Genomic DNA, 13,881 nt, shown 5'->3' with positions numbered 1-13,881 from the left:
TGTTTCGACGCAAGAATGCTGCCCCTTTCATTGAGGAGACTTCAGTGATAGACGAAAAAGCGGACGCGGGCGCGAAGGTTACCTACGAGATCCATCCGTCGATCGGGATCGCCCGGCTGGGAAATTCAGAGCGGTACTTCGTTGGACCGGAACCGGAGCCCGACCGGGTGGGCCCAGATGGCTTGCGAGTGAGGCGATCACCTTTTGAATGCGATACGGCAGGCAAGCCTTCTCAGCCCGAGCCTCCTCAGCCCTTCATGTATCGTGACGGCCAGGGAATGCTCAAGCGCCAGGCTGCGCGCTTCAGGATATACAAATGCTCGCGCGACAGTAAAGGCGTGCTAAAGCAGGCTGAAGAAGTCCTCTGTGGCGCGCAGGTTCAGGAAATCAAATGGACCGTGCGACTGAGAAACCGCAAAGGAGCCGCCGCCCAGTTTGAACGTGATAACACGGACAAATCGTCCTCGAAAGAGATGCTTCGCAATCCGGGTTGGGACCGCGACAAACTGATTATCGCTCCTCCTCCTTGCAGCCTGCACGTCGGACCCGGCAAGGCCGTGCCCCTCGATGCGTCATTCGATCCCGGGACGTTTCAGGGCAGACCGGTGATGCTTGGTGAAATCCACACGGATTCCGACGGCCGGCTGCTGGTAGTAGGTGGTAAAGGCGAATCGTTTTTTGCGTCATCACAGCCCGCGTCGCTCGATAACGCTGCGGACAACGATGGCTGGTGCGACGATACGTCCGATGGACCGGTGACTGCGGCAATCCGCGTGAAAGACGGCGATGCGTGGATCGACGCCGAGCCGTCCTGGGTCATCGTCGCGCCGCCTGACTACGCTCCGGACATCAGCAGCTTTGTCACGCTGTATGACATCTGTTATCAGGCTTGGATGGACCAGAGCGGGCTGGCGCTACCGAAACCAGGCGAAACCAACTTTCATCGCGACGTGTTGCCTATTCTCAGGCGGGCAAGAGGATATCGGTGGGTATTTGCGGGCGTGATGCGTTCCGAAGTGCCGGACAAGCACGGCTCGTGGAGCGACGAAACCTCGAGTCTGTTTGCCGCGCTCGCCAAGCCTTCCGATGATGCGCCCACGCCGGGCAGTGTGTTTGAAAAGGCGATTCGATACCGGCAAATGCTTTTTGCCCACTTGCGAGATCCTGACAGTAGCGTGCCGCCGCGTGAGGTCGCGATGCCGAGGCTGCACGACGACGACAATAAGCTCGCGAAGTCGAACGATGCGTCGGAAGTACTTGCTCTCACTCCGATTCAGTATCGGCACATGCGCAACTGGGCCAATGGAGCCTTTACCGACCGTTGCGAGAAGGTTGAGGAGTTCGAATGTGAAGCGCTCGACCGGATTGCGCTGCAAGCGTGCTCGGGTGGCCCGCTTTTCCCGGGAATAGAAGCGTCACGCATCATGAAGGACAAACGTCTCTACAAGGCGCTATGCCGAATCGATCCCGATTCGGAATTATGGTGCGCAGATTCCACACAGGAGAAGCAGCCGGCCGACGACATGGGAGCAGGCCGGATTACCGAGGGACTCGCAGTGCCATGGCAGGCTGACTTTTACGCGTGTCGGATGGGCGGGGACGCAACCTGGTGGCCTGCCACCCATCCGGACAAAGTGCTGGTGCTGCGTCGCGACGACAAGGATCTGGACAAGAATCTGGATCGACCGGCAGACCTGTTATCGGAACAAATGGAACTGTGGCATTTCGGTATCAACGACAGTCGGGACATGCTAAACAAGTGGTCGAGTCTGGGTATCGTGAAGGCGAAGCGGCTGACAAAAGCGGACGGTTGGACAATCCCGGCCACGGCAGAAGATATTGATAAGGACGATAAGGGCGAAATCACCAGCGGCACGATCTATGTCGAGGAGGAGCGAGTCGAACGAGGCGAGCTGAGCCCACGAGACGAGCCGAACAAACGCAAAAACGAACCGAACAAACGCAAAGACGAGCCAGCAGATGGCAAAAACCTGCCTGACCGGCCTGACTCGCCGCGCACCAAACGCGCCGAGAACAAACGCGACGATACGATCGTTTCCCGTTCGCCATGAAAGCGACTCACGTTGCGTCTCGTGAATGTCCTGTACCGCGCACACTGGACGTCGTCGTCATGGGGGGCGGCCCAGCGGGATGCGCTACGGCAATTGCATTGGCGCGACGCGGTCTGGCCGTTACGGTGCTCGAACGGTCCTGCTACGACACGCGCCGTATTGGCGAAACATTACCGCCAGAATGCCGTGTTCCTCTCGCCGCGCTGGATTCGCTGCAACGCTTCGAGACCGACACGCATTTGCCCAGCAGCGGAATAGCCTCTGTATGGGGAGAGGAAGGTCTTTACCAGAACGATTTCATCTTCAATCCATACGGCCACGGTTGGCATCTGGATCGCTGTCGCTTCGATGCCATGTTGGCGCGTCGCGCCGCGGACGCGGGGGTACACGTGTTGCTGGCCAGTACCGCGCGACATTGCCGAGCGGATGCCAACGGTGTCGAGATCGAGGCGCAGCGCGCGGGTGACAGGCCTATCACTCTGCGCAGTCGTTTCGTCGTCGACGCCACGGGGCGGGGCGCTTCGCCGTTGCCGGGACGGCAGCGCCGCATTGTTTACGACAAGCTTGTTGGACTGGTCGGCTTCGTCATCCCGCCGTGCGGGCAGCGCAATGCGCGCACCCTCCTGGAAGCGGTTTGCGAGGGCTGGTGGTATAGCGCCCTGTTGCCGGGAAACCGACGGGCCGTCGCCTATATGACGGACGGCGATCAATTGAAGCGTCATTGCCACGATCTCTTGCGCTTTTTTGTCGCCCGGCTGAACGAGGCGCCTCATACGTGCGGGCAGGTCGGAATACCCTCCGATGTGGAAAGTCTTCACCTGCTGGCGGCGAGCACTTACCGCCACACGTCGATTCACGGCGAGCGATGGCTGAGGGTAGGCGATTCGGCTTGTGCCTACGACCCACTTTCGTCGTCCGGCGTATTGAAGGCGTTGCAGTCCGGCCTCGACGCCGCAGCAGCGATAGAATCCAGCCTCGGTGGGGACGCCGGTGCGCTCGCTCACTACGCTGCGCGGGTGGAACAGCGTTTTTCAGCATATCTTGGGATGCGCGCATACTATTATGGTCGCGAAATGCGCTGGCCAGCGTCACTTTTCTGGCAGCGCCGGCATTGAGGAGAATGGCAAGGATGTCTTGGTGGCGCGAACCGAAAAATGGCTACAGGTTTCGCGTCCCAAACAGGAATAAGCGAAGGAACGGCAATGAAGATTATGCTGGTCGACGATCACGCGCTGTTCCGGGAGGGCCTGCGGCTTGTCTTGATGCAACTTGATGCGGGTACCGAAGTCGTCGAAGCCGAAGACTGCGAACAGGCGTTCAGGCTTGCGCGGCAGAGAACCGATCTGGACCTGGTTCTGCTCGACTTGTCGCTGCCGGACGTCTCGGGCATGGAGGCATTACGTCAGTTCCGCGCCGAATATGCAGGCCTACCCGTCGTTGTCTTGTCGGGTCGCGACGATCGGGCCACGATCATCGAGGCATTGGACGCAGGGGCGATGGGTTTCATACCCAAGTCATCTACCAGCCGTGTGATGATGAGCGCGTTGCGGCTCGTCCTTGCCAACGGTGTTTACATTCCGCCCGCGGCGCTCCTGGCCCCCGGCACCAGACCACCACCTGCAAGAGGAGACAACGGCGAACCCGATGCGCCATCCCCTGCGCTTCGTTTGCCGGACAAGGCTCTTACCGAACGACAGATGCAAGTGCTCGAATTGCTCGTCCAAGGCAAGCCGACCAAGCTGATTTGCCGGGAATTGGGCTTGGCGGAAGGAACGGCGAAGGTGCATATCGCTTCCGTGCTTCGCGCACTTCATGTCGCGAATAGAACCCAGGCTGTGGTCGCGGTGAGTCAGCTCGGCATCACCTTCAGGTCGAGCCGGGCTGGCTGACTTGGTCGCTGCGTGACGGGGCGAAGCCAGTCGACCCGAGGGGCTTTCGTGTTCACTCACGCTGCACGACGCTCTACATTGAACTGCGGCCTGTCCGGCAGCGCGGGAAAAACTCTCCAGCAGCCGTCGTCATGTCGAAAGAAGAAGAGCGCATGCGAGTTCATCGGGTGACTGGATTCGACACACACGTAGCGCCTTCTGTCCGAACGCGTTCGGCTGAAGCGGACGACATGCACGCTTCGTGTCGTCGTCGGCGCGAGCCATTTGTTGACCTGATAACGCAGGGACTGCTCTTCCACGGTTTTCATTTGAAGCCTCGATTTCGGTTTTGCGGGCCGCGAGAGGCCCGTTACGCGGTCCCCCATGTCGTGCCGGACGTTGCGTGTCACTCGTGCGCATCGAGAGCAAGCAGATTCAGGACGATTAGAATGACGGGCCGGTTCTCGGCGATGATCTCGATGCCTAGCGTAGCTCTCATCCAGCCGCCGATTTTTGTATTGGCGAAGTCCTCGGGATTCGCCGACTTCTTCATAGTGACGCCGAGCTTTCGCGCGTGATAGTGATAGGACGGCAGGCGATGCTGATCCGCGATGCCCTTGAGCCCCCCTTTCACGCCGCAATACGCCCCAAGGCTGCCCACAAGAATGATTCGGTCCGCTTCATCGAGTGAGCGCACGAACGCACGCGCGGCCTGCCGCGTTCGCGATTCGTTGAGACCGTGCTCTGCGAGAACCGATTCGACAGGGTCGGCGAGCGATAGTGCATGGGTATCGAGTTCGGCGGAAACGCCATCCATCTCGATCGAGACGTTGCGGCGGTGCCTCGCACTGCGTAGGCAGTCAATCAGGTAACGCCTGAAATACCCGCAAATCACGTAGGCGTTGAAGGGTGCGCTTGTAGTGGATTCGTGCGGCGCGTCGTGATCGGCATCCAGTCTCAGCACGCGCGAAAAGATGAACTGCGCGATGAGTTCGTCTTTATCTTCGGAAAGCGCCCGCAATTCGCACGGATGGTATCCACGCAACGCACGCCGTACGAGGGTGTAGATGCAGCCCATCTCCATGCCGGAAAGACTGGTGCGCCGATGCCAGAGATCGGTTAGTGTCGCGGCGTCATCATCGATCCCGGCGCCGTCCGGGTAGCTCAACGTGGCCATGACGTTCTCCGGCAAGCAAGATCTCGTTGACGGGTGCAACGCCTGGCGGCAAACAACTGGGTGATAGGGAACTGTGGAAGGAAGGTCATGACGTTGCCCTGTTTGAGTCGATCCATTTGTGTTCAGCCTGCCCATCGGTTGCGGACTGATGGCAAGCCATACGTTCCGACACGGAGGCACGATAGAGTCAGCGCACCGTTCGAGACGCTTGCAGAGTAGAGCTCCGGAAAACGCACGCCAATCGGCCGGACGAACTACATCCGATATCGCGGAGGGCTGATCGTGGTGTAGAAGAGGGAGCGCTGGAACCCATCGAACGCGAATTGGCCGAGCGAATTACACCGGGCGGCCTAAGCCGCTCATGCATGACCGCGCGATGGCGCGCCCTGAAGAGCGTGGGCAAAAATTCCGTCGTCCGTCCGGGATTAGTTCCAACGTTGTAGGCCGCACCGGTATGCGGGCGGCTGGACAGTCCAGCTGTGCACGTTCGATGGCGCGCACAAGCGAGCCCGTGCCCGTGTGACAGAGCATCGCGCCCGTGAAGAATCCTGAGCCTCTCGTGCTTTCCGGCGTGCCTGAGCGACAATCCGGGGGCAGACGCTGATGCACCGATCCGCTAAAACAGACGACTGACTAAAAAAAGCAGGCCTCTCTTTCGTTTTTATGGCTGTACGCTCCACGTGTGCACTCCCTTTCTCACAGGGATGATCGTGACTGTTTCCCAGTCGCGAACCGTGGAAGACGGTGTAGGCCGTTCACGAAAAAACTGCGGTCACACGGGTTTAAGGCAATTGAATCTCGGCAGTGGAGGTTCCTATGAGTTCTGCGTCTTCAATGGAAGGAAAGAACGGCGACGCGCCAGACGGCGAGATGCCGGGCTCGAATTTGAAGAGTGACATCGCCCGCTGCGAGATGTGCATCTCGCTCGCAGCGCGCACTGGCGTGCGAATTCCTGAATTCATGCTCCGCGCCGTCAAGACCGCGCGTGCGGAACTGGAAGCCGCCAAGGTTAGCCCGGGAACAGAAGCTGCCTTCTATAACGCGATGGCGTATATCGTGGCGCACGCGCCTTATCCGAACGCGAAAGTCGCGGATGATCTGAGGCATTGCGCGGATGTCGTGTCGCACGCGGGACTGACCGGAAAGCCGATCTCAAGGCCCGATATCGAGGCGCTGTCCGTCGCACGCCAGGCACAGAAAGATTTCACTTGGTCCGCCACGGTCGAGGTACCGTTCTACGATGCGATGAGCCGGATTACGCATGCGGTCGCGCCCGTCGTAGGGGAAACCGTGGGCGCGCAAGCGCGCAGAGGCGCGCGCAGAGCAACCAGAAACTATTCGATCTCCGCGGCGGCGCTCACGCTCTTCGTACTGGTTTTGTCTTGCCTGCTGTTTGCCATCAGACAGATATCGGACGACATTCAGGACGGAATCCAGAAGAACGATCCGATCGCCCTTATGATGCACAACCAGTTGCAGGCGTACGCCGCCGCGCTCACAAAGGCGAATGAGCATCCGTCCGGGGACGTGCTGGCGCAGATGCAGAATTCACCGGAAGCCGATACGATCAAAGATACGCTGCAGAAGTTCGCCACCAACAACCGTCAGCTCTATTCCGACATCGAACGAACGAAAACCATCAGCGGGTTTTTCTTCTGGGTGCCAAATTCGATAGGAAAACGAATCTTTGAATTATTTGGAAAACCGTGGGGCGTCAACTGGGGCATGGTGCCAAGCCAGTATGCGAAGGATTGCGACAGGGCGGAGATCGCCGACGTGCCCGATGAAGGATTCACCTTCTTCAACGGCGTGAAGTACGGATTCCGTCTGATCTGGCCTGATCCGCCTCCCGCCGCCGATTGGGAGTGCACGACCGACTCCATACGTCACGCGCTGGAAATCGATTTGCCGCTGTTCGACATCGGCATCGCGCCGGATAAAAAGAACCGGATGATTCCCGACGATACGGTGAAACAAGGCTTTCAAAAAATCGCCATCTATCAGCAGATTCGCGCGACGGCGAACTATGCGCGCGACAACATTCTCACGTTCGTCGGAATGACGACGGGGTTCATCCTGCCGATTTTGTATGCATGGCTCGGCGCCACCGCGGCCATTCTCCGCAAGTTGCGCGACGACACCGCGGCATGCCTCTTTCACCCCGAATATTCAAAGGTCGCTAACCGGTCACATGTGACGACGGCCGTCATCGTCGGTATCTCCATCGGATTGTTCAGCGAACTGGTGTACGGCGGAAAGGAACTGTCTCCATTGGCGATCGCGTTCGTGGCCGGATACGCTTCCGACAGGTTTTTCCAGTTCGTTGACCGCCTGGTGCAGGCGTTGTTTCCCTCGGACATCAGCCAGAGACTACATCCCGCTGAGCAACAGCGTGAGGATCCGGCGCAGCCGGGAGGCGCTCCGCGACCCGCGCAGTCTTGAGAGAGCGAACGCCAGCTACTGGAAGGCGGACAAGGTGGTCAATGAAACGCGACCGCGCGTGCGAACGGTGCTACGGCGCGGAAGAAATCAACACTCACGACGTTTCACCGGAACGGGCACATGGTGCGCGGCGGCCAGTAGGAGGCGTCACCGTGGTGGGATGGCATCGACAACGTCGGACGTCGTCTTTTCAGGAGGCGGGAAAAATGCGAGAGTTTGATCAGGAAACGAGTCACAGCGTGTGCGCCCGGGAAACCAGCAAGCGGAAAAGGACGAGCGAGTCATCCGCAGACACGGCGTCGGCGCGACCTGGTCGCGAGCGTCGGGCCACCGCTGCGCAGAGCGGCGCAATGGCTAGCGTCGGAACCGGCAAGGACGGCGTGTCCTTCGAATCCGTCGTCGTCTCGCCGAATGCGGTGCTGGAAATGCAACGGACGCTCGGCAATCGCTTCGTACAGAGCGTCGTTCAGACGAAGGTCGAGGGCAGCCGCAGCTTCGTGAATCGGGCGCCGGGCGGCAGCGTCCACGTTCAGCGCGATGAGGCGAAGGATCTCAGCGACCTTGCCGATGCGGGCGAATGGGCTGCGATCGAGGATCAGAAGCGCAATCTCAATCAGGTGCCGGCCACGCAGGTATCGAACGTCAACGACGTTTCCGCGGCACAGACGCTCGCCGGCAAGATCGAAGAATGGCGTCCGGCCATGGAGCAGGGCGCCAAGGCCGGCGGTGCCTTCGTCGTGTCGTCGCAACGCGTCACGCCAGAAAAAATGCGGGCGAACGAGACCGCAATCAGCCAGCTGAATGACTACCTCGTGACTGCTGGCGAGCAAAGCCGAACGCTGGATTCCTTCCAGGATGGATTGCGGAAGGCTCAGATCAACTATGCGCGGCTTAAAGCCCAGGTGAATCATCTGACCGTATCCAACGTTGTTTCGCGCGACGCAACAGCCGGACAGATCGGTGAACAGATCGTCCAGGCTTCTGGCTTCGCCGATACCGACGCAGCGCAGGACGCGATGAAGAAGCTGGAGCGGGATACGGGTTTCCTCGGCGTTCACAATCAAGCACAGGATGCACATACGGAGATGGTGAAATCCGGGCAGGCAGTTGGCAGCACGCAGAGCAAAGTGAGTCAGGCGGCATACGCGTACAACGCCGCTCTCAATACATTCGAGGGCGGTATTCCTCCTGTCGAAGACAACCCTGAGCAGGCGAAAGCCTTGAGCGATTTGAAGGGCAAAATCGAGAAGATAAAGAAATACGTGGGCAAGGGACTCGAATACGCCGGTAAGGGCCTCGAGAAGCTGGGTGTCGAAGGAGCCGAAAAGGTCGGCGGAGCGGCTGGACCGGTCGTCGACTGGATCACGGACCAGGTGTACGATGCCGAACTCAATGGGCTGCAAAGCCAGATCGCGAAGTACAACCAGGCATACACGGAGCACAAGGTCAGTGGAGAACTGGATGAGGTTCGGAAGGCATCCCGCGCGTTCACTGAGGCCATCGCGAATTTCAATAATGCTGTCAATCAATATGGCGAGAATCAACGGATTTTCAGAGACAAACTGAGCAAGCTGGCGGGCGCAGCGGCAGGCAAGGGAGCGGGCGGCGGACGCTTCGCGATGATCGCAACCGTGTTGCCCGAAGTCGATAGCTACGAAGATCAGCTCGACACTACGCTACGACTCGGTTATCAGGAACAGGCTGCCGCAGCCGAGGCTGCGGCTTCGCGGCGATCCCTCGAAGGAGGGCCGAAAGAAGGTGGCGGCCGCGATGCAGGCCTGCCGTACTACGAACCGTACATGTTCCATCACAATAACGGCGGTTGGAACTATGAGTGCCAGCGCAACGAATTGCGCATTGCGTCCTTGGGCACATCGCGGGGTTCTGCGGCCGGCGTCGCGAATATCGGCGTGAACGAGACCATCGACGAAGCAATCCGGACTCTCCAGACCTTGCGTGCCGAAGTCGATCCAATGCGCAAGGCACTGGCGAAGGCAATGGATATTCGCATGGATACAGGGATGCCGACTTCAGCCGGTGGCGTGGCCCCAACGTCGCGGAGTGCAAACACTGGCTTATAGGAGAGCGCGGATAAGTCTCCGGCGCGCAGCGAGCGCACCAGCTTGATCGCATCACGCCGAAGCCGAGCGGTCTAGCGAACCCCGTTGATCCACGCCAGCGCACCGTCGAGCGCGTGCGGATAGAGATCGAATGCGCCGGCAGACGATAGTTCAAGAAGCACCTTTTCGTTAATGCCGCCCGGCGTGATCGAATGCTGGATAAGTTCGGGAAACGAATAATCTGTGTGCTCGGCGCGGTGCGCCATTCCAGCACAGTATGACGAAAGAAAACTCCGGGCTTTTTCGGGCGGCAAACCTTTTGCGATGAGCCAGTCCGCCTGACTCTGCATGAACGCGAAGTAGCTGGCCATTGTCGCAGTGGCAGCGTGCAGGCAGTCGAACTGATCTTCGCTTTCAACCTCGACGACGGTCCCTATAGTGGAAAATAACTCGCACGCGGCATCATCGGGCGGGTAGACCGAGGTAGTCCCGATGCGCTGTTCGACTGCCGGCAACGGGACGGCGCGGGCGATGCCGGCAACGTGCGGTATCAATCTGGCCAACTCGTCCGTCCGCAAGCCAGGAATGAAGCTAATGACTCTATGCGTCTGTGCAAAATCGAGCTCGCGGATAACGTCTCGCGCCACCTGGGGGCGAACCGCGAGGCAGACCACATCCGATGCTTCGAGGACCTGTTGATTCGATCCGCAAACCCGAACTTTCGGATGCAGTGCCGCAAGGTCCTTTGCGATGTGAGCGTTTCTGTTAGAAACGGCGATCGCTTCAATTCCCGCCCCCGCCTTGAGAAGGCCGGTTACGATCGCCCGCGTGATGCCACCCGTTCCAACAAAGCCAATCCTCATTTCGAACATCCTCACCTGATTTCCATCGCCCCAGCTGGGATGACGAGAGAGCCTTTTGGTTAGCGGTAAAGACGCAAACTGGAACGTTACGTCGATCAACTGGCGCCGTGTTCCCGGCGGGCGGCGAAACCGGCAACAACGGGATGACGCGCGAGTTGCCCCGCAGTGATCCAGAGCATTTCATGCACTTGCCCGATGAGCGAAGCATTTGAGCAAGCGGTCGTCTGCCAGTCTGTTCCATCGCCACCTGATCAGTGGAGTATCCACCACGGAGTGACTCGCGCGGAATCTCATCAGAGACACTTATACATAAGGCAAGCAGTGCTTGGACTCTAGTTTTCCCCGTTCAGATGAGCTATTTTGGTCATCGCTTCGCATTTGAATCTGGAAGCACTAACGCTAGATCGGGAAGAGGGGAACTATGGAAAACGACGACACGATCTTTCGCGGCAAGCCAGCGGTGATGGTCGTGACACCACACACTGGGACACTGGTTCCCACCGATCTGCTCGTTCATCCTGCCTGGGAACCCGTCAATGGCCGACTTTCGGACCCGGGAGGAAAGGCTCTCGGTGCAGTTGCGCGGGAACGCGGGATCACCTGCATTTCCGCCGAACTTCATCCATGCGTGATTGACCTGAATGTTGCGGCGAACAACACGGGGTTGTCCCAGCGATTGAACCGGCTGGGTCTTTGCCGTACGCATACGTCGCGCGGGGAGGCGCTCTACCCGCCAGGGTTCGAACCCAGCGAGGCGGATGTGCAACGTCGGGTCGAGGACTACTGGAAGCCGTTTCATGCGTCGGTTTTGCGGGAACTGATCCGGCTTCGCGACAAGCACGATAACGTGCTGATGCTGGTCTCGCATGCGGGCGCATGGTTGTCCCCGTATCGGACGCAGCCAGGGGCAGCTGATTGCAACTTCAGCACCAACCATGGTGCCTCCAGCGCGAGAGCGATTGTGAGCGCCATGACGCAGGCGGCGCAGGCACTGGAACGGTCGTGGGTCGTGAACGGAAAGTTGACCGACGCCTTCGCCACCCAGCGTTATGGCCGGCCAGAGTGCGGTGTTCACGTTATCGAGCTGGAGGTTGCAGGTCGTTGGCGGCGAGAGCTTGAGGTTGCGCAGGGCAAACTGCACAGCGAGGCTGGACCTGATGCGCTGATGGCGGAAATTCTGTGCGCTGCTGAACGGGCAGTTGACGGCCTTGCTGCGCCGCGCGTGACCGGCGACCTGCCTGGCGAACTCCGCAACGCGTGTCTGGACTAGCGTCAGCGGTATCTGCGGCTGCGGCAGTCCGGATCGGAGGCGCGGATTCGAAGAAGCCCTTTCAGACTTGCTACTCGTCGTCCGGAAGACAAACTTCCTCCGGTCGCAGCCCCAGTGCCTTGGCGATGTCTCGCGAGACCTGCTTTTCGAATGTGCGCTTGAGCAGATCATAAAGATCGGCGGGCAGATGCCCCAGTTCGTTCTCGCGATGCGCGAGGAAGAATGACCTGCTTAGAGGCTGATACGGCCGTCCCTGGCGGGAGAACATGGCGAGTGGCACGACCCGGATTTCCGGCAGGTAGTGCCGGGACTGCCAGATACATAGTGGGGTCGTGAGCGCGAATCCCAGTCCGGCGGCAACCAGGCTCAGCATGGGATCTGTCGCGTCGAACTCGCACGTGCGGTCGATATCTTCACCATGTGACGCCAGGTAGGCGTCGACATGTTGTCCAATCACGGAGCGCGAGCTGTATCGGATGAATTGAAGGTGACGGCTCAGTTCCGCAAGGGTCGTGATCCGATCGATTTCAAAGCTTTTGGGCAAGACGGCCACGTACGGCTCCGTGAAAAGCTTCTGGCGCTTGATGCCAGCAGCGTTTGAGAAGCTGGTGGTCGTCACTGCCATGTCGACCTGTCGGGCCTCCAGTTGTGCGTCCAGCGTCGGCGTGATTCCCGACCACAACCTGATCTGGTGCGATGTCCCCGACAGGGCCCTGATGATAATGGGGCCGATCGTTGCGGCGAACGAGTCGACGCAGCCAAGGCGGACAACGACGCGCTTGGCGCGGGTTACGTTGCGCACGCTCTCGACCATCTGGTCCGCGCCCTGCAGCAGGACAGTCGCGTGCTCGAACAGTCGTTGACCGGCGGCGGTCGGGCGTGCCGGTCGGGTGGCGCGGTCAAGAAGGCTCGTGTCGAGTATGGATTCCAGAGCCTTGATGCGAAGGGAGACGCCTGCCTGGGAAATGGCAAGCCGACTTGCGGCGTCTGAAATAGACCCGGCTTCGACAACCGCTACCCAGCTCGCGAGCAGACCCCAATCGGGGAACTGCTCAGGAGCACTCTCTTTCATGGTCGCCATGATGTTACTTGCCTGCTAGAAAAGTCTTTCGTCTTTCGCCTGTCAGTCATAGCTTGTCTCGATGCGCAAGGCCTGATGTGGCGCACGGAATCATCGCGGATCATGCGTCGACCATGACATCAGTCGATCGCGCATCCCTTCGTACTGACTTGGGTCGTCCTTGCGGATCTCAATCTCAGCGGTCCGCGTCTTCTGTTCTTGCATTTCCCGATTCCACAGTTGATTGAGGAGAGCTTCGCGGCATCGCTCGCGCGCCCGACAGGTGTTCTCGGAACGCAGTCATCAGTGAAATTGAACGAATGTTCATTTTAAGGCAATCGGGATGGCATCTTTTTGCCAGCGTGTATGTTGAACAATTGTTCACTAAAATAAGGAGCGCTGAAGTAGGTGAAAACCCCTGCTTTACCCAGAAAATGCCAAGAATATAGTGTAAACAGGGCGCGAAATTTTTTTTGATCCGTGTTAGTTCGGATATATAGTTGCTCTGGCAGCGCATATGATGAACATTTGTTCAAGGCATGCAGCGTCCGAAACGGAACCACAGCACTTTGTCGATGTTCCCGGCCGAGCGCCAGACACGCACTTTCCTGAACCAATGATCAACATGTTCAAGCTCCATTCGCTGGTAGTCGCCGTAGTCGGCGTCACCCTCTTTGCCGCAAGCGTGCAGTTCGCATCCGCCGAGCAGGTGGTGAAGATCGGGATTTCTGCGCCCCTGACCGGACTGAACGCCGCCAATGGCAAGGACATGGAGACCGGCGTGCGGAAGGCGCTCGAGGAGGCCAATGCCCAGCACATTGCAGTGCTTGATGAGCGCACCGCGTTCGGTCAAGGGGCAGTCCAGGAGTTCAAGAAGGCGGTGCAGGCGGCCGGCGGAAAAATCATCGTCACCGAATACACCAATGACAAGGCCGTCGAGTTCAACGCGTAGTTGACCAACATAAAGGCAGCGAATGCCGACCTGCTTTTTTACGGTGGTGGGTTCCAGTGACGACCATCAGCGCGAACTGAAGAACCCGTCGTTGCTTGTCGTGCGCGCGTCGCGGCT

At 59.1% G+C, this 13,881-nt stretch carries 10 protein-coding genes and 1 pseudogene; 7 read left to right on the top strand and 4 right to left on the bottom strand.

Going from position 1 to position 13,881, the window contains the following annotated elements:
• Positions 1 to 44: 44 nt before the first annotated feature.
• From BN2475_RS19030 to BN2475_RS19020, 3 genes are all read left to right on the top strand, one after another.
• Positions 45 to 2,072 (top strand): LodA/GoxA family CTQ-dependent oxidase, encoded by a 2,028-nt coding sequence (locus BN2475_RS19030; RefSeq protein WP_094781054.1) that lies wholly within the window; start codon positions 45 to 47, stop codon positions 2,070 to 2,072.
• Positions 2,069 to 3,187 carry an FAD-dependent oxidoreductase gene (locus BN2475_RS19025; protein ID WP_094781053.1) on the top strand — a complete coding sequence of 373 codons (1,119 nt, stop codon included), beginning with the start codon at positions 2,069 to 2,071 and terminating at the stop codon, positions 3,185 to 3,187. Before BN2475_RS19030 ends, BN2475_RS19025 begins: the two co-directional genes overlap by 4 nt.
• A gap of 87 nt (positions 3,188 to 3,274) precedes the next feature.
• Complete coding sequence (locus BN2475_RS19020) at positions 3,275 to 3,961, top strand: response regulator (protein WP_094781052.1); 687 nt, start codon at positions 3,275 to 3,277, stop codon at positions 3,959 to 3,961.
• Between the two features lie 56 nt (positions 3,962 to 4,017).
• On the opposite strand, the gene BN2475_RS19015 is transcribed toward BN2475_RS19020, so the two are convergent.
• Together BN2475_RS19015 and BN2475_RS19010 are read right to left on the bottom strand one after the other, a co-directional pair.
• Complete coding sequence (locus BN2475_RS19015; RefSeq protein WP_094781051.1) at positions 4,018 to 4,269, bottom strand: hypothetical protein; 252 nt, start codon at positions 4,267 to 4,269, stop codon at positions 4,018 to 4,020.
• A gap of 77 nt (positions 4,270 to 4,346) precedes the next feature.
• Complete coding sequence (locus tag BN2475_RS19010; protein WP_094781050.1) at positions 4,347 to 5,117, bottom strand: hypothetical protein; 771 nt, start codon at positions 5,115 to 5,117, stop codon at positions 4,347 to 4,349.
• A gap of 816 nt (positions 5,118 to 5,933) precedes the next feature.
• Here BN2475_RS19010 and BN2475_RS19005 point away from each other — a divergent pair.
• Together BN2475_RS19005 and BN2475_RS19000 are read left to right on the top strand one after the other, a co-directional pair.
• A complete protein-coding gene (locus BN2475_RS19005) occupies positions 5,934 to 7,559 on the top strand; it encodes a hypothetical protein (RefSeq protein WP_143325812.1) in 1,626 nt (541 codons plus the stop codon).
• Positions 7,560 to 7,600: 41 nt separating this feature from the next.
• On the top strand, positions 7,601 to 9,640 hold the full coding sequence (locus BN2475_RS19000) for a hypothetical protein (protein WP_143325811.1): 2,040 nt from the start codon (positions 7,601 to 7,603) through the stop codon (positions 9,638 to 9,640).
• A gap of 71 nt (positions 9,641 to 9,711) precedes the next feature.
• On the opposite strand, the gene BN2475_RS18995 is transcribed toward BN2475_RS19000, so the two are convergent.
• Complete coding sequence (locus tag BN2475_RS18995) at positions 9,712 to 10,491, bottom strand: pyrroline-5-carboxylate reductase (protein ID WP_245841402.1); 780 nt, start codon at positions 10,489 to 10,491, stop codon at positions 9,712 to 9,714.
• A 412-nt stretch (positions 10,492 to 10,903) separates the two neighbouring features.
• On the opposite strand from BN2475_RS18995, the gene BN2475_RS18990 reads away from it, so the two are divergent.
• A complete protein-coding gene (locus BN2475_RS18990; protein WP_094781047.1) occupies positions 10,904 to 11,752 on the top strand; it encodes an N-formylglutamate amidohydrolase in 849 nt (282 codons plus the stop codon).
• A 70-nt stretch (positions 11,753 to 11,822) separates the two neighbouring features.
• On the opposite strand, the gene BN2475_RS18985 is transcribed toward BN2475_RS18990, so the two are convergent.
• Entirely contained in the window at positions 11,823 to 12,833 is a 1,011-nt protein-coding gene (locus tag BN2475_RS18985; protein ID WP_094781046.1) for a LysR family transcriptional regulator, read from the bottom strand.
• Positions 12,834 to 13,437: 604 nt separating this feature from the next.
• On the opposite strand from BN2475_RS18985, the pseudogene BN2475_RS18980 reads away from it, so the two are divergent.
• Positions 13,438 to 13,761: pseudogene (locus BN2475_RS18980) on the top strand (branched-chain amino acid ABC transporter substrate-binding protein); the annotation flags it as partial.
• Between the last annotated feature and the right edge of the window lie 120 nt (positions 13,762 to 13,881).

It is taken from the genome of Paraburkholderia ribeironis (genome assembly GCF_900019265.1).
GTDB classification, from domain to species: domain Bacteria; phylum Pseudomonadota; class Gammaproteobacteria; order Burkholderiales; family Burkholderiaceae; genus Paraburkholderia; species Paraburkholderia ribeironis.
This window is presented reverse-complemented; position numbering and strand designations above follow the sequence as displayed.